The 16,501-nt window shown below is 39.4% G+C and carries 13 protein-coding genes and 1 pseudogene; 8 read left to right on the top strand and 6 right to left on the bottom strand.

Annotated features, from left to right (window positions below):
• The 3 genes from PX482_RS26970 to PX482_RS26960 form a co-directional block, all read right to left on the bottom strand.
• Window positions 1-530, bottom strand: a 530-nt coding sequence (locus PX482_RS26970; RefSeq protein WP_288123255.1) for an acyltransferase domain-containing protein, incomplete at its 3' end; no start/stop codon positions are given.
• 390 nt (window positions 531-920) lie between these two features.
• Complete coding sequence (locus tag PX482_RS26965; RefSeq protein ID WP_002756763.1) at window positions 921-2,378, bottom strand: DASH family cryptochrome; 1,458 nt, start codon at window positions 2,376-2,378, stop codon at window positions 921-923.
• Window positions 2,379-2,555: 177 nt separating this feature from the next.
• Complete coding sequence (locus PX482_RS26960) at window positions 2,556-4,868, bottom strand: GumC family protein (RefSeq protein WP_288096614.1); 2,313 nt, start codon at window positions 4,866-4,868, stop codon at window positions 2,556-2,558.
• 794 nt (window positions 4,869-5,662) lie between these two features.
• Between PX482_RS26960 and PX482_RS26955 the strand changes: the two genes are divergently transcribed.
• The 6 genes from PX482_RS26955 (at window position 5,663) to PX482_RS26930 (ending at window position 11,681) form a co-directional block, all read left to right on the top strand.
• Window positions 5,663-6,505, top strand: coding sequence for a putative capsular polysaccharide synthesis family protein (locus tag PX482_RS26955; protein ID WP_288025803.1), 843 nt, complete (start codon window positions 5,663-5,665; stop codon window positions 6,503-6,505).
• 25 nt (window positions 6,506-6,530) lie between these two features.
• Window positions 6,531-7,832, top strand: coding sequence for a flippase (locus PX482_RS26950; protein WP_288025805.1), 1,302 nt, complete (start codon window positions 6,531-6,533; stop codon window positions 7,830-7,832).
• Window positions 7,833-7,899: 67 nt separating this feature from the next.
• Entirely contained in the window at window positions 7,900-9,207 is a 1,308-nt protein-coding gene (locus PX482_RS26945) for a hypothetical protein (protein WP_288025807.1), read from the top strand.
• 97 nt (window positions 9,208-9,304) lie between these two features.
• Complete coding sequence (locus PX482_RS26940) at window positions 9,305-10,144, top strand: sulfotransferase domain-containing protein (RefSeq protein ID WP_288096619.1); 840 nt, start codon at window positions 9,305-9,307, stop codon at window positions 10,142-10,144.
• A gap of 131 nt (window positions 10,145-10,275) precedes the next feature.
• Window positions 10,276-11,178, top strand: a complete 903-nt coding sequence (locus tag PX482_RS26935) for a sulfotransferase family protein (RefSeq protein ID WP_288024854.1) — start codon at window positions 10,276-10,278, stop codon at window positions 11,176-11,178.
• 281 nt (window positions 11,179-11,459) lie between these two features.
• Entirely contained in the window at window positions 11,460-11,681 is a 222-nt protein-coding gene (locus tag PX482_RS26930; RefSeq protein ID WP_288024857.1) for a hypothetical protein, read from the top strand.
• Window positions 11,682-11,691: 10 nt separating this feature from the next.
• Here PX482_RS26930 and PX482_RS26925 read toward each other — a convergent pair.
• A protein-coding gene (locus tag PX482_RS26925) for an ISKra4-like element ISMae18 family transposase (protein ID WP_288095410.1) occupies window positions 11,692-12,743 on the bottom strand; the annotation gives its coding sequence in 2 pieces (ribosomal slippage) (window positions 11,692-12,587 and window positions 12,587-12,743; 1,053 coding nt in all).
• A gap of 314 nt (window positions 12,744-13,057) precedes the next feature.
• Here PX482_RS26925 and PX482_RS26920 point away from each other — a divergent pair.
• Window positions 13,058-14,857 carry an acyl-CoA dehydrogenase family protein gene (locus PX482_RS26920; RefSeq protein WP_288094280.1) on the top strand — a complete coding sequence of 600 codons (1,800 nt, stop codon included), beginning with the start codon at window positions 13,058-13,060 and terminating at the stop codon, window positions 14,855-14,857.
• Entirely contained in the window at window positions 14,835-15,197 is a 363-nt protein-coding gene (locus PX482_RS26915; protein ID WP_002758399.1) for an acyl carrier protein, read from the top strand. Before PX482_RS26920 ends, PX482_RS26915 begins: the two co-directional genes overlap by 23 nt.
• A 321-nt stretch (window positions 15,198-15,518) precedes the next feature.
• Here PX482_RS26915 and PX482_RS26910 read toward each other — a convergent pair whose 3' ends face one another.
• Together PX482_RS26910 and PX482_RS26905 are read right to left on the bottom strand one after the other, a co-directional pair.
• Entirely contained in the window at window positions 15,519-16,142 is a 624-nt protein-coding gene (locus PX482_RS26910; protein WP_002796799.1) for a cytochrome c oxidase subunit 3, read from the bottom strand.
• Window positions 16,143-16,302: 160 nt separating this feature from the next.
• Window positions 16,303-16,501 (bottom strand): annotated as a pseudogene (locus PX482_RS26905) (ABC transporter substrate-binding protein); the annotation flags it as partial.

The following is a 16,501-nucleotide window of genomic DNA, read 5'->3' as shown; positions in this document are numbered from 1 at the left end:
CGCTTAACTTTCACTTGACCTAATACCAAATCCACCGCTTCAGGAGTCCCAGAAATTACCACTTGTTCAGCACTATTATCATTAGCAATAACTACATTTTCCGTCTGATTAATCACTGTCTCTAGACTGGTGCGATCAAATTTCATTAAGGCGGCCATTTTACCACCTTCGGCCGCATCCATCAAACGGGAACGGTTTTGAACTAGATTTAATCCTGTCTCAAAATTAAACACCCGGGCCGCATATAAAGCGGAATATTCACCGAGACTATGACCAGCAACTAGATCGGGAAAATGACCTTTTTCTTGTAACAAATCCGCTAAAATACTCTCCACCACAAATAAACAAGGTTGAGTATAAAGAGTACGAGATAGGGTTTCTTCATCCCCTTGACATTTTTCCAGGACTGACCAACCGAGGATTCTTTCTGCTATTTCTAATCTCTCTTGGCCAAGCGCACTTTCCGCTAAATCTCCAATCATTCCTAACGCTTGCGATCCTTGTCCCGGGAATATCCACGCTGTTTTCATAAGTTCTTAAAATAGATAGATAGATGTGTTTGGGTCAGTTATCAGTTATCAGTTATCAGTTATCAGTTATCAGTTATCAGTTATCAGTTATCAGTTATCAGTTATCAGATGTGAGTTATCAGTTATCAGTTATCAGTTATCAGTTATCAGTTATCAGATGTGAGTTTTCAGTTGATTAGACATCTGCAAAAATTATAACCCAATCAGAGCTTGATTTGATTATTTGTACTAATAAATAGTTCGATAATCCAAATATATATCTATCGTTGTTCATTCAATTTAACAGAAAAAATCTGGGGACATTAAAATCATTTTTATTTGGGTAAGTTGCTTGTCTAGACAAAATTTTAGTCTTGAGATAATATTATGTAGAAGTCCACTGATTACTGATTACTGTTCACTGAAATGCTGAAGATAAATTTTTTCGTTGTGTTTGATCGATCGAAAAAAATCGACAATGGGACGAGGATAATTAACCCCTAAAATCACACCATAACGCTTTTGTTCCTCTGGAGATAATTTATAAGGTTCGTGAATTTTATCGCCTTTTATTAGGGCTAATTCGGGCAACCAGTGACGTAAATAATCACCTTTGGGATCATAATCTTTCGACTGTTTAGGGATATTAAAATAACGAAATCCTCGCGCGTCATTGCCGACACCAGCAGTGTAATTCCAATTACCCCAATTACTACAGACATCGTAATCAATTAATAACGACTCGAACCATTCTGCTCCCATACACCAATCAATACCGAGATTTTTGCTCAGAAAACTAGCGACATTTTGCCGGCCACGATTCGACATAAATCCTGTAGCGGCTAATTCTCTCATATTAGCATCTACAAGGGGATAACCGGTTTTTCCCTCACACCAGAGATTAAATCTTTCCCAATCTTCTAGCCAAGGTAAATAAAGTTCTTGCAAACCAGATTTATAGAAGATTTTATTCCCGTGTTTACTGCAAATAAATCGGAAAAAATCTCGCCATAATAATTCAAAAATCAGCCAATAGGTAGAGTCATTTTTTACTCTCGTTTGCTCATACTTTTGTACTTCCTCGTAGATATAACGGGGGGAAAGACAGCCAAAACTTAACCAAGCTGAGAATTTTGAGGAATAATTAGTCCCTAACATTTCATTGCGGGTTTCCTTATAGGTTTTTAAGGAATCACTATCCCAAATATATTCTTTAACCCTTGATTTTCCTGCCATTTCACCCCCTTGAAACGACAAAACACCTCCCCGGTCTAGAATTGATTCTGTTAAGCCTAAATCGTTTAAACTGGGAAGGTTTCCCAACTCTATTTTAGGCAATTTTGTCAACTTTTTCGGCGTGGGATAAGTTGCTCTTATTTGCCAATAACGTTCTACTTGTTTACGAAAATTAGTAAATAATTCTGGTAATTGATTAAGGGTAAAAGGTAAGTCATCAGGATGGTATAAAGTGGCTGTCCAAAAAGTTTTTATCTGCACAGGAACCCCGGATAAAGCCTTATTTACCGCTTTTTCTACCGCTAATTCCTCTGCTGTTACCTCTTGATGATAATAAACCTTGGCTATCTGCAATTCTTGAACTAATTGTGGGATAATGTCTTCTGGTTTTCCCCGTCGGATAATTAAATTACCGCCTAAACTTTCCAGAGATTGTCGCAAATCTGCTACGCTTTCTAATAAAAATTTAGCCCGGAACTTGCCAGTTTTTGGAAACCCGTAGGAAGTAAAACCAAATTGACGCTCATCAAAACAATAGAAGGGAATTATCTCGAATTGTTCTTGAACAGCTTGATAAATTGCCTCGTGATCGTGAACCCGCAGATCATTGCGATACCAAATTAAAACCCGCATTTAACATCAATTAAAAGTTGATAAGTAAGTGGTTATAATTAAATAGAAGATAGATTTTGCCTCTGATCCCCCCTTGATAAGGGGGGATCCCCCCTTAATCCCCCCTTAATAAGGGGGGCAGGGGGGATCGGCACCTCCCTTATTAAGGGGGGCAGGGGGGATCTATCTTTAATTTAATTATCTTTTGCCGTAGTAATGGCCATAGTAACGATAATTGTGGTCTTTCCGACTAACATTATTAGCCACTAAGCCTAACACGGAAATGTGGGATAATCTCAGGTCTTCGAGCAGATTTTTCAGCACAAAGCGATCGGTTTTGCCCAGTTTGGTGACGAGAATTAGGCCAGTGGCCATGGCGGCGAGAATTTTCGCATCGGCAAAAGCGGCGATCGGTGGTAGATCGTAGATAATTAGATCGAAGGCGTGGTCTTGCTGTAATTGCGAGATCATCTCCTGCATTCTCTGGGAAGAAAGCAAGCGGGTTGGATCTGGGGGAATTGAACCGGCGGTAAGAATCGATAAATTCTCGTGGCGGGGCAGGGATTGAATCGCCTCGTTCCAATCGAGACCCTCGGCGAGGACATTACTAAGGCCGTGGTCGTTATCGAGATTAAGTCGTAGGTGAATCTGGGGTCGTCGCAGGTCGGCATCCACCAATAAGACTTTTTGTCCCATACGAGCGGCAGCCTTAGCGATATTTATTGCCGTAGTAGTTTTACCATCTCCCGGTGATACAGAACTAATCACGAGGGACTTGAGGGGGGAATCGGAACCGAGGAGGCGAATATTGGTGTTAAGAGTGTGGAAAGCCTCCGAGAAGGGGGAGAAATTATAGTAGTAGGGGTTTTCGTTGGCTGATTTCGCAGTGGTATTAGGGATAGTAAGTTGTTGACCAGCGACTGTTAACTGGGGTAGGGCGGCGGTGATCACTTTTTCGATCTTATCGAGGTCTTTTTGCCAGGGAATTGCGCCTAAAAGGGGCAGTTTGGTATCTTCTTTTAGTTCATCTGCACTATGATGAACGGGATCTAATCTTTCAGCTAAAAAGGCTGCCCCTAGGCCTAGTAACAGGCCACCAATAACCCCTAAAGCGAGATTTCGCACGGGTTTAGGAGAAACGAAATCTTCCTCTACTTCTGGAGGGGAAATTAGTTGCCAAGGCACCACTTGTTGTGCCACCTTGAGTTGGAGTTTTTGTTGTTCCTCCAGAAAACGACCGAGACTGGTGGTGGCAATTTCCAATTCTCGCTGCAAATCCGTATAACGACGGGCTAAAACCGCCAGATTTTTGACCGAGCCTTTCTGTTGTTCCAGGGCCCGGGCAAGGGATTCTACCTTAATTTCTAGGGTTTGGCGGGTGTTAGCGGCTTCCACCAATTGTTGGGTTAATTCTACCCGCAGAGCGCTCCGTGATACCAAAGCCGGGGAATTACCCACTGTCTGGGGCAGTTTTTCCCCTAGGGTTCTCTGGGCTTCGTTTTGCAGTAGGGGCAGTAAATTAGCGCGTTTTTCCTCTAGGGTGGCGATTATCGGGCTATCCTTGGCAAAAACTGCCGATTGTTTCGCCAATTCCACTTCCACTTCTTGCAACTGCTTGAGCAAATCTTGATAACCGGGAGATTCACTGAGATAAGTGGCGATAATTGCTTGATTAGGGGCCAATCCCACCTGTTGCTGTAAAGCTTGATAGCGAGAGTTAATTTCGTTAAGGGCAACTTGGGCGACTCTGTACTCCTGCTCGATGCTGGTTAACTGTTGCGATAAACGAGTGGCTTCCTTGTCGGGATCCAGGAAATTGTATTGCTGCCGGAATTGCTGCATTTGTTTTTGTAGAGAATTAACTCGTTCCTGCAGCACGGGCAATTGAGCGTTAACAAAATCCAAGCCTTGATTAATTTCGGTCTTGCGTTCCTGGGAACTATAGTTTAGGTAATGACGGGCTAAATTATCTAAAACCAGCTTAATTTTTTCTGGTTCTGCATTTTCGTAAACGATCTCTAAAACTTTCGTATCTTCTAATTGACTAATTTTGAGATCAGATTTGCCAGTTTTACTAATTAAATCACTGTAGGTAAAGTCGGGATATTGAGGAGTTATTTTACTAAGGATGGGGTTAAGGAGTTGAGGACTTTTCAGGACAGCGATTTGGGTTTCATAATCGATGTTCTCTCCACCCAACTGAGGCAGGATATCTTGGGCTGCCAGTTTGAGAGAATTTTTATTTTCCTCAATCGGTTGACCGATGAGCAGCAGGAATCTACCTTGATAGATAGGGGTTTTTAAGAAAGTCCAAGCAGCGATCGCACCTGTTACTCCTAGGGTGATGCCAGCGATTATCCACCAGCGATGCTTGACGACAGAAAGGACTTGACGCAGGTTGAGTTCCTCTTCTTCCTGCGTCAGGGGGGGGATAAAAGCTGGTTGGGCAAAAACTGGTAGATTTCCTTGGCTTTGGGTTTTTAAAGCCCCGTTTTGTTGGTTGTTCATCATTAATCAAATAGTCAAGGGATAACTCTATTAAACCGCATCTAGTATGCCAGTATAGCTTGAGAATAATTTGGGAATTTGTCCAAACATGGTATCTATTTAAAATAGCCTCAAACCCTTATAGAGTAAGGAATATGACATCTAAAGCTGAGATTGACTTCGGGACACTTTTAAGGATATAAACCGCAATCAGCTAGAGAACTGGAATTTCACTGGCAGGTCATTAACCCTTAAAAGTATTGCTATGCAAAGATCATAGCCGAAAAAACCAAACTACGGTTTTCCCTGTGGATGCGGTTTAAAAGATTTTGCGGTAGCAATCTGGCTCGATTAATTACCGCTTCATCATAACACCATGCTACAATGGCAACTATAGTTTTTCCAGAACTGCTAACTTTTGTCCCGCCTCGTCTTATGGTCAAGCTTGCTGATAATCCCCCCGACCAATCAGAGCATCCATAGGTAGCCATTCTACACTCAGGAATAGATAATTAGGCGGTTAGTTGACCAAGAGTTTTTTCGGGGCAAAGGGGGAAAATTGGGACAAGGAGAGAGAATTAACGGATAAAGCCGAAAAAATAGTTTATTAATGGCTAAAAACAGCTTTAAAATCAGTAAAATCCGTTTGTTTGCTTAGTGTCCTCAATGTAAGTGAGATAGTTGAGCAACTATCTTGAGAATTACCAAAATTACCACCCTGGGTTGACATTGATGCTGAAATAGATTATCTTCATTGAGAACTCAGCGTCTGTATCGCTGGTGTAGAGTAAAAAAATTAAACTACAGGCAAAAACCAAATGTCTAAATTTCTTGATAACCTGACTTATCTGCTGAATATTGTTCTGCAAGACATAAAATTACGATTCAAACTTTATGCAACTAATCAAACACCTATTATAATCTATCAAATGGGCAAAGTTGGTTCTAGCTCGGTGATGAAATCCTTAGAAAAAAAAGCAATTTTGCCATTGTTTCATGTTCATTTTTTACTCAAAAATGCTGATAATAGAAGCTTTTACAATCCTAAGGTTTACGAAATTTTAAACTTAAAACTGGGCAGAGAAAAGCAAGTCAGACGTGGTGAGTTTTTATATAACAAGATAATCGTTCCGAAAAAACAGGTAAAAATTATTTCTTTAACTAGGGAACCAATAGGTAGAAATGTTGCAGCTTTTTTTCAGAACTTTGAAAGAGAAACAGGGAAAAAGTATGAACAATCCAATTTTACTCCCCAAGAGCTAAGGGATATATTTATCAATTTTTTCCCTCATTCGATTCCCCTAGACTGGTTCGATAATTACTTCAAGCCATTTTTAGGGATAGATGTTTATGAATATCCTTTTCCGAAAGAGCAGGGATATTTAAGAATTAACAAAGATAATGTGGATTTATTGATCCTCAAACTAGAAACCTCTGACAGTGTAAAGGAAAAAGCAATCGCCGAATTTCTGGGTTTAAAAGAATTTAAGTTAGTAAGGACGAACGTGGGAGAAGATAAAAATTATCGAGATACGTATAAAGAATTTAAGCAAAATCTCAAATTACCACTATCTTATGTAGAGGAGATGTGCAGTTCTAAATACTTTAATCATTTTTACACGGAGGAAGAAATCAGAAAAGTTTATTCACGATGGACTTAGTAGCATCTCTGGAGCAAAGAAAAAGATGAAGAAAACTCCCTTAAAACTGAAAGAACGTTTAATTCGAGATGCGACGGGTTCTCTTGGTTTAAGAGTTGCTTTCATGACCCTTAGTTTTCTGACCAGTATTATTCTAGCTCGCTGGCTCGGTAAAAATGGCTTTGGGGTTTATACTTATGCAATGACTTGGCCGGCTTTGCTGGGCATTCCTGCGACTCTAGGCTTTAATAACTTATTAGTCAGAGAAGTGGCTATCTATAGTAGTCAGTCAGCTTGGGGATTAATGCGTGGTCTATTACAATGGGCAAATGCAATTGTCTTCATAGTTTCTAGCCTAATGGCATTAGTTGCTATTGCTATTATTCTGAACTGGGGACAAGTCAGGGAGCCGGACTTATTACCATCTCTGTGTGTAGCGATGATTTCCTTACCAATTGTCTCTTTAACTAGCTTGAGACTAGCGACGATGACGGGTTTACACAGGGTGGTTTTAGGGCAAATGCCAGAAAATCTACTAGCTCCCTTAGTTTTTATTATCCTGACGATTTCTAGCTACTGGTTTCTTAGAAATCAAGAAAATATCACTGTCTGGGTGATGGGCTTAAAATTGATATCTCTTGGCATTACTTTTGTCGTTGGTGTGGTACTATTAGCCAGAGTGCTTCCCCAAGAGGTTAAACAGGCTAAACCTGAATACAAAATTCTGACTTGGCTCAAGGACGGCTTACCGTTTATTTTGCTAGGAGGACTAGCGGTGATTAACTCTCGTATCGATATATTGATGCTCGGTGCCTTCAAGGGTGCGGGTGCGGTGGGAGTTTACGCAGTAGTCAGTCGAGTCACTTCTCTGATTATTTTTGGCCTAGGAATCTTGAATAATGTCCTTTCGCCAACTTTTGCTACACTGTATGCAGAGGGAAAGCGGGAACAACTGCAAAGGCTGGTTACTCATAGCACTCGTTTAATCAGCTTGTTTGCTCTAGTCATGACTTTGGGGTTGATTGCATTGAGATACTCGATTTTACAGCTTTTTGGTGCTGAGTTTATACAGGGACAAACAGCTTTGATAATTTTGAGTATTGGCTATCTGGTTAACGCTCTGACTGGTTCCGTGGGTCTATTGCTAAATATGACCCGCCATGCTAAATTTAGTGCAGCAACTGTGGTATTTGCCGCTTTGTTAAATGTCTGTCTTAATTGGCTACTAATACCGAAGTGGGGGGTGAATGGTGCAGCCACTGCCACCGCAATCTCGATGATTGTAGGTAATATTATCAGTGCTATCTGGGTACGCCAAAAATTGGGCATCAAATCTACGGCAATTTGATTAGATTATCCATACAAAACTTAACATTTTTGTTGTTTTTGTATTCGCAATTATTAGGACTGCTAAAATGAGTTTAGTTATAGCAAAAAAAAATCAATTTATTACTCAGCTATTGTCAACGCTTAGTTTCTATGTAACTTTGTTTCTAATATTAATAAACGATTATTTAAATGCAGGCATCGACGTAGAAAAAAAAATAAGTGTATTTCAAGGTATTTCTTTATTAACTCTTGCTTTTAGTGTAGTATTTGCCTTTGTATTAGACTCAGAATTTCGCAAAATTTTGTTGGGGAAAATAGGTGTTTTTTATTCTTTATCTCTCTTGCTATATACTTTCATGGGTTGGTATATTTTTCATAACGAATTTGAATTTATTAGATCAGATATTCAAGCTTTCTCTGGCTTGTTCATAGGGTTGGCTATTTTTCGTCTAATTGTTAAGTCCTATTATCCTAAATTACAACTACTTGCCTTTATAATATTGCCTACTTTTGTACTGTTTCATTCTACCACACAAACCATAATTGCAAGAAAATTAAATGTTGCGGGAATTGAAGAAAGAGTAGTTACCTTTCTAGATGCACGCTATTCATCACTACTGGAAATTCCCAGCAGTATTGCTCTGGCTATTTTAAGTAGAATAAGCTTCATCTGGGCAATACCAATTTGGGGAGCAATTTTTTGCCGTGCTTACCTATTGGGATTCTTAAACGCTAAGAGAACTATTTTACTATCTATATTGGTTTTAGTTGTTTTATCATTGATGATTTTATCCTACAAAGCATCTAATGGAGTGTTGAATAATAGTTCTTCTATTTTGAATTCAAGGAATTTTAAAATGTTATTAATAGCACTGCTGATATTAGTTATTTTTATCTTTTTCAACGATTTCAACATAGCAGAAATATTTGAAGATACATTATTATATGAGAGGTTTTATCAGATACAGTCTGGAGATAGATCATCAGAGTTGCGAATCGAAGAAGTTATTTCTGGGATACAAAGTCTTCAAGATATAGAATTTCTAGTTGGTAGGGGTATTGGGGCTAATTACTGGACTCCTGTAAGGAATGAAATGACCAATCACTTTCACATTGGCATCTTTAATTTTTTACTTCAAGGTGGTTTGATATTATTCAGCCTTGTATCGTATTTTCTTTTCGTATATTTTCCCTACTTATTTATTAAAGCTGCATTAAAACCAATGAGTTTTGATCCAAAAAAGAGAACGGCACTGCTATCTGTACTGCCGGGCTTATTTGCTTGGACCGTTGTTTTTTTGACAACTGGACACGCTTACCCCCAATTTTATATTGGATTGGGGTTTGGAATAGGCGCTTACTTGCAGATAAAAAAATATGGTCTTACCTTATAAAAATCTCACAACGATGACAAGATAATTTACTTATTCATGATAAAATTATAAATGGCTAGACCAACACATTTAATGTATGAAAATAAATAGCAATTATATGAACAATATTAGTGGGTTTTTCTTGAGAGGACAAAAAGTTTTAAATTTGCCGAGAAATTTATACCAAAAAATGTACTACAATCGCTCACTACCTAAAAATCATGTAGTGGAAGATGTATTCTTAGTATCCTATCCCAAATCGGGAAACACTTGGTTGAGATTTCTGATAGCAAATGCTCTCAAAGTCCATTATAATGTTGAGCAAGATGTTAACTTCTTTAATATTTTAGATATCATACCTTCAATAATAGGAGATGGCAATCTTCGTCTAGGAGGTTCTTTTGGCAGGACAGATATACCTAGAATTATTAAAAGTCACTCTGCCTATAACCCTTACTACTACAGAGTCATTTTACTTGTCCGAGATCCTAGAGATGTAATGATTTCCTATTATTACTACCTAAAAGATAGAAAACAAATAGATGATAAGTTAGAGATTTCAGAATTTATTAGACATACAAAATATGGAATTAACAGATGGACAGAACATACAAAATCATGGTATTACAACAACTATGGAGGTGGGGGTGGGCAGATCATTAAGATATTTAGATATGAGGATTTTTTAAAAGACACACACTTGCAATTATCTTCCGTGATGGATTGTTTTGGAATTAAAATCAATGAGAAATTGATAGATGAAGCTATTGCTTTAAGTTCTAAAGAAAAAATGAAAGATTCAGAGAAAAAGCATAGGTCTACCAATATTATAAATGCGAAAATACCCTTTGTGCGAAAGGGAGTTGCTAGTGGTGGACAGGAATTATCTGATCTGGATATAGAGTTTATTGCGAATTCAGCGACAGATATTGCTCGAATACTTGGTTATGACTTGTAGTATGTAAATTTTTCTGATTCTGCAGCCAGATAATTATTTGTTAGCCTGCAAGAGTTTGAAGCATAAATTTACGTTAGCGCAATCATTGATGTTTCTAGGGAATTACCATTTAAGTATGAGGAAGTAAAAGTATGGCATTGCCAAATTTTTTAATTATCGGAGCAGCCAAGGCGGGGACGACTTCCCTTTATGATTGGCTCAACCAACATCCACAAATTTATATGACACCAATTAAGGAGACTAACTTTTTTGCTTTCGAGGGCGAAAAAATTAGCTATCCTAAAGGTTCAATTAGTGAAGGTTATTTGGATGGTTTTAAGACTAGCTTTGAAAGTTATATGGAACAATTTCAGGGAGTTACGAATGAAATCGCCATAGGTGAAGCCTCACCTAGTTATCTATACCATGCTAAGGCGGCTGCAAGAATTAAGTATTATTGCCCTGATGTAAAACTAATAGCAATACTGCGAGATCCAGTGGAAAGAGCGTATTCGCAATTCTTGCATCATGCTCGAGAGGGCTTTGAAAACTGCTTAGATTTTAGTGCCGCCCTTCGGGAAGAAGATAACAGAATTCTTAACAAATGGTGGTGGGGATACTTTTATGTAGACGGAGGATTTTATTATACTCAATTACAGCGATATTTTGAAAAATTTGACTCTAGTAAAATCAAAGTTTATCTCTACGAAGATTTAAGAAGTAATCGTTATGATTTAATCAAGGATATTTTCCAATTTTTGGAAGTTGATGACAATTTTATTCCCGATACATCAACTAAATATAATGTTACTGGTATCCCTAAAAATAAGTTTTTACATGAGTTATTATCTAAGCAAAATTTTCTAAAAACTTCTGTGAAAGCAATTATGCCACAAGGTTTACGAAGAAAGCTGGCGATGAATTTAAAGAACGCTAATTTGGTTAAGCCTGAGTTTTCGCTAGAAATAAGGAAGCAATTAATCGAAATTTATAGGGAGGATATCTTGAAACTTCAGAACTTGATTCAGCGAGATATAAGCTCATGGTTACAATAGTTAAGTTGCTCTACGGACTCTAACTCCAGAGTAGCAGATAACGTGCCTAGTTGACAAGTAGATTAACTATATGGTATGTTTCATACCAGCCGTTAATGAATCTTAATATTTATTAATGTGGACTGGGATAGCTACTGATTTATTCAAGAGTTTATAATTGCCTAATAACAGGAGGCGGGTCGACAAATTGGATTGAAAACTATCAAGCAACTGTAAAAGAAAATAATTTTTTCTTTGGATTACTTAATACCAATCAACAACAATTCGACGAATTACAATCAATGGTTAAAAAATTCCTGAAAAACCTGTTCAGAAAACTAGGGGTTGAAGTCAAGAGATATAATCTTAATACTTCACAAGTGGCTCTGATGGAAAGGTTACTGGAATATCATAAGATAGAGCTAATTTTTGATATGGGTGCTAACTTTAGAATAGTGTTGCAAACTGATAAAATCTTGCTAATTTTGAAAGAAGCGGGCGGGAGCATCCCAGTTTTGCAATGAGTAAAAATACTCAGGCAATATCGCCGTTGAGATAAGCACAACGTAGCTTCAAATACTGAGGAACATTCTCTGCTTTCCATTGTGCTCCCACAATTTTCATTCTTGCACCTATTTGCTTAATCTTTGACTCTACACTTCCAGAACCGATGCAAATCCCTTGTGATTGATAGAGTTCGTAATTGGGTATTCTTTCTCGATGTTTATCGACATATTTGGTGAAATTTATAGCCTGTTTCTTTTTGCATCCCTCTAATTCCTCTAAAACTCTTTTCACCTCTCCTTTCCATAAATTCTCTTTGATTCTATTCAGACGCTTGTTTGACCCGCCTATTTTATTCATATTCTCTACTAAATGATACCAATCCAATATTTCTCTCCTTTTAACACCGATTTTCTCCATCAGATTCCACACCCCATCATGACCATCTCCTAAACAGGTGACTACCTCTGTTAAGGGCTGACGGTTCACCCATTCCAGTAATTCTTCATTTTGCTGAAAAAATCCCGCACATTCTTGACCATGCAGACTTACTGCTTTGTAATCTCTCCATTGACTCGGTTGTCCTTTGGGCGTTCTGATTCTGACTTTTCCTCCATCTACACTCAATGCTTCTACCGGACTCTTTGCTTCTGCTTCCTCAAATTTATATCTTTGTACAAGCCTCTGTTGACTACTGCCTGAAACTGCCATTCCTGTCGCCATTTTGATATCTTTTTCCGCATCTTCAAAAGAGACTTTAGCCACTGCTCCTAAGCAACATTTCTCCAGCATGGGACTTAATCGATTATTCTTGCTTAATCCTAGTTTATCGGCTTGTTTCTCGCTTATCTTGACTTTCCCTATGATACTGCTTACGCTTTTGGTTCGCCCTGCTTGGGTTCCTGTTGCTGATTCAAAAAAAAATTGCCTATGGCAGGACCCAATGTAGTCAGCCAATGGTCTCGCAGGGCGGTTTCAATGCCCTCAAAGCTACGTAGTTGTTCTTCTGGGGTATTATCGACTAGAATTTGAGCAATGGCTTTTAAATGTTGATCTAGTTGTTCTTTTTGGTCTGTATTCATGATTCTACCGTTTAATTGTTTCTCTTTATTTTGCCTTAGCTAACGTTTTTAGTCTCTAAGCATTTATACTTATGGCAAAATTGGGATGCTCCCCTGTGCCACTGTATTTTTAGTCTTGATTGCCAAGGCTTTCAGAAATCGGCAGAGATAAAGTATCCTCTGGACCCCTGATTCTGTCGTTTTTAGTTGCACATTGCGTAATTGTTGCTATTCTACAGTCAAACGTCTAGAATGGTCATTAATTTTTGTGCATGGTCGGGTCTTCTAACCGAAGGCATTGACGAAAAACACATTGTATCTGTCCTAGAGGCACTATGAAAAAGCTTAAGCAATACTGGACTGCTGAAGCACTGGAAAAAGACTTAGGCGATCCTCTCAATCCCGATAACCCTCTATCCTACAAGCGGGTGATCGAAATTGACGAGAGCGAAGAATTTCCCCACGAGGAAATTCGCTGGTTATACGACTGGAAACTCCCACACTACTACATTCCCACCGATTGCGGCGGTGAATTTACCTCTTTTGAGGAATTTGTCGCTTTTGTGCGGGTACTTTCCCGACGGGATCAAACTATCGGCATCGCTTTTACTACCCTATTCTGGTCGTTTTTAAACTGGATGGCGGGAACCCCAGAACAGAAACAGAAGCTCGCCCGTTTTATCATGGATGACTATGGGGCGATGTGTCTGGGTTACTCGGAAAAGGAACACGGTAGCGATCTGATCAATGGTGATCTAACTGCGACGAAGGTGGAAGGAGGTTATATTCTCAATGGGGAGAAATGGCCGATTAACCGGGCGACTATCTCTGGAATTTCCTTTATTTTGGCGAAAACCGATGCTAACGGCGGTCCGAAGTGTTTAACCCTATTTATGGTGGATAAACGGCAATTAGACCCCGAAAAATACTATAATTTGCCGAAAATATACACCCATGGTGTGCGGGCCTCGGATATGAGTGGCATTGGTTTTAAAGATTGTTTCGTCCCCGATTCCATGCGTTTACGGGAGGAGGGAGACGGTTTAGAATTAGCCCTGAAAGGTTTCCAGATTACCCGAATGTTGTGCGCTGCTTTTTCCCACGGGGCAGCCGATACCGCTTTGAGAACTACCCTCAGTTTTGCCGTTAATCGGGTAATCTATAACAAAACTGTGATGGATTTGCCCCAACCCCGGCGCACTCTCGTGGATGCTTTCCTTGACATCCTTATTTGTGATTGCGAGACGATTCCGGCTGCGAGAGGTTTTCATATTATCCCCGAACAGTTTAGCGTCTGGGCTTCGGTGGTAAAATATTTTGTTACTGTCCGTCTGGAGGAGATGGTTAATAGTGTTTATGTGGTCTTGGGATCGCGTTTTTATATGCGAGAAGAACACGAATTCGGCATCTTCCAGAAGCTACTGCGGGATAATTCGATTATCAGTATGTTTGACGGCAGTTCGATCGTCAATCTTCATGCTTTAATCCTACAATTGCGTCCTTTAACCAAATATCGGGCTAAACGCAACTCGCGCACTATGTCGGCGTTAAAAAGCCGTTTAGAGGCGATTTTTAGCCTAGAAAAGTCAGTTCCTCCCTTTGAACCCAATAATTTAGAATTATTTGGCCGGGGAATGGATGATTCCCTACAGGGTTTAGAGATTGCCCTTGATATGCTGGAAGGATTGAAAAATTCTGACGAAGTGGACCCAGAGGTATTAGAAAATCTATTGATGTTGGGTAATTTAGTTTTAGAGGAACTAAATGCTCATGATGAACAGATTAGTCAATCGAAATTCGAGTATGGTCACGACCAATCACCCGAATTGTTCGAGATTGCCAAGAAATACTGTACTTTACACGCTGCTTCTGCTTGTTTACACACTTGGCTTTATAATCGTTCCATCTTGGGTGAATTTTTTGCCCGGGGGGAATGGTTGGTGTTGAGTTTACACCGATTACTGCGAACTCTCCGGCCGCTGCCTTACACTCTATCTGAGGTGTATGTAGAAAATGTTGCCCAAGAATTGCTGAAATTATATCGAGAAAATCAACATTTTTCGATCGCCCCTTTTCAATTAGCCCATTCACAAACTACCGAGGAAAAAACCCATGAACTCCAGCTCCAATCTTAATAATCTGGTACAAAATTGGTTAGTTAAACAGTTAGCTGATCAGTTATCTTTGGATGCCAAAACGATTAATGTGACTGAACCTTTAACCCGTTATGGTTTAGATTCGATCGATGCGGTAACGATGGTGGGTGATCTAGAAGATTGGGTCGGTCAAGAGTTACCTTCCACCCTTTTCTGGGATCATTCTACTATTGAAAAAGCGTCTCTTTTCCTAGTAGAAAACTACGATCTTTCTAATCTTTCCGGTGAGGAAACCCCCGCAGAAGTTGCTCCCGTCGCTGAAAAAGCTGAACCGGCCGTTAGTGGTGGCAAAGGTTGGAGTTTATTCGGTCGTCGTTAATTTTAGGTGTAGGGTGGGTTAGGCGACGACAATTTATGCTAGGGAAAATTATCTAGTATTCGCCGTAACCCACCTATATTATTTATCAATTGGCTCTGTTCTCTACTCACCAGTATAGGAATTGCTAAGTACCTAAACAAAATTAATTACCCATTTCTCCGTAAAGCAACAATCGCTGTATTTCTTTTCTGTTGCCCGTTCCGCAGTTCCGGAGTTCCCTCTCACCACTAGGAAATTTATTTTGTACGACTACTTATAAATTGAAATATACAAAAAAGGGCGATCAATTGATCGCCCTTTTCTCCTAGTAAATAACAAAAATTATCTCAAGATATACACCAGTAAAAACAGGATAATCCAGACCACATCGACGAAATGCCAGTATAATTCTGCTGCTTCCACACCAAAGTGAGATTGACTAGAATAGTGGTCTTTTTGACGAGAACGCCAGAGGACAGATAGAATCAGCACTAAACCGAAGGTAACGTGGAGACCGTGGAATCCGGTTAAGGCATAAAAAGCGCTGGTGAAAACATTAGTTGTCAGACCGAATTCAGCGTGATAATATTCGTATCCTTGACCACAAAGGAAGATAATTCCCATCAGAGCAGTAATGCCGAACCACAATTGTAAACCGGCATTATTGTTTTGTTTAATCGCCTTTTGTCCTATGTGCATAACAAAACTACTGGACACCAGAATAATTGTGTTAATTGTCGGTAGGGTTAACTCTAATTCTGGCGTGCCGGCGGGGGGCCAAACGGGTAACATGGTACGGTAGAACAAGAAAGCGGCAAATAAGCCTAAAAAGATGGAACTTTCCGCCACTAGAAACAAAACCACACCGAATAAGCGATGATCTGGGTGGCCATGATGCCCGTGTTCCACCGTTTCGTGATGATAATTGACAGAGAGTTGAGAATCTTCGAGCGTTGAACCTTGCATGATTGAATGTCCTTAGTTTACACGGGAGACGGGGAGCTTTTTCTCAGTGATCAGTAAACAGTAAACAGTAATCAGTGAACTGAAAACTCACATCTGATAACTGATAACTGATAACTAATAACTGATAACTGATTCAATGCTGACTCCTAATAATTAATTATCAGGATTTTTTGGCGATTGTCCAGAAGGGAAAAGTTTGACTGGGATTGATGATAACTCCCCTGATGCCATTGCGAGCAAAAGCGTATTCCTTGGTTTGCCAAAGGGGAATATAGGGAACTTCATCGGCGAGAATTTCTTGAATTTTGCCAAAAATTTGCTTTCTTTTGGCTGGGTTACTTTCCCGACGGGATTGGTCG

The organism is Microcystis sp. M53602_WE12, assembly GCF_030065455.1.
Classification (GTDB): domain Bacteria; phylum Cyanobacteriota; class Cyanobacteriia; order Cyanobacteriales; family Microcystaceae; genus Microcystis; species Microcystis aeruginosa.
Note: the sequence above shows the minus strand (reverse complement) of the source record. Positions and strands in the feature narration are given on the sequence as shown.

What these genes read in the sequence shown, in the direction of transcription:
- PX482_RS26965 (WP_002756763.1), bottom strand. Translation starts at nt 2,378, where the DNA reads ATGCGGGTTTTAATTTGGTATCGCAATGATCTGCGGGTTCACGATCAC.
- PX482_RS26960 (WP_288096614.1), bottom strand. Translation starts at nt 4,868, where the DNA reads ATGATGAACAACCAACAAAACGGGGCTTTAAAAACCCAAAGCCAAGGA.
- PX482_RS26955 (WP_288025803.1), top strand. Translation starts at nt 5,663, where the DNA reads ATGTCTAAATTTCTTGATAACCTGACTTATCTGCTGAATATTGTTCTG.
- PX482_RS26950 (WP_288025805.1), top strand. Translation starts at nt 6,531, where the DNA reads ATGAAGAAAACTCCCTTAAAACTGAAAGAACGTTTAATTCGAGATGCG.
- PX482_RS26945 (WP_288025807.1), top strand. Translation starts at nt 7,900, where the DNA reads ATGAGTTTAGTTATAGCAAAAAAAAATCAATTTATTACTCAGCTATTG.
- PX482_RS26940 (WP_288096619.1), top strand. Translation starts at nt 9,305, where the DNA reads ATGAACAATATTAGTGGGTTTTTCTTGAGAGGACAAAAAGTTTTAAAT.
- PX482_RS26935 (WP_288024854.1), top strand. Translation starts at nt 10,276, where the DNA reads ATGGCATTGCCAAATTTTTTAATTATCGGAGCAGCCAAGGCGGGGACG.
- PX482_RS26930 (WP_288024857.1), top strand. Translation starts at nt 11,460, where the DNA reads ATGGTTAAAAAATTCCTGAAAAACCTGTTCAGAAAACTAGGGGTTGAA.
- PX482_RS26920 (WP_288094280.1), top strand. Translation starts at nt 13,058, where the DNA reads ATGAAAAAGCTTAAGCAATACTGGACTGCTGAAGCACTGGAAAAAGAC.
- PX482_RS26915 (WP_002758399.1), top strand. Translation starts at nt 14,835, where the DNA reads ATGAACTCCAGCTCCAATCTTAATAATCTGGTACAAAATTGGTTAGTT.
- PX482_RS26910 (WP_002796799.1), bottom strand. Translation starts at nt 16,142, where the DNA reads ATGCAAGGTTCAACGCTCGAAGATTCTCAACTCTCTGTCAATTATCAT.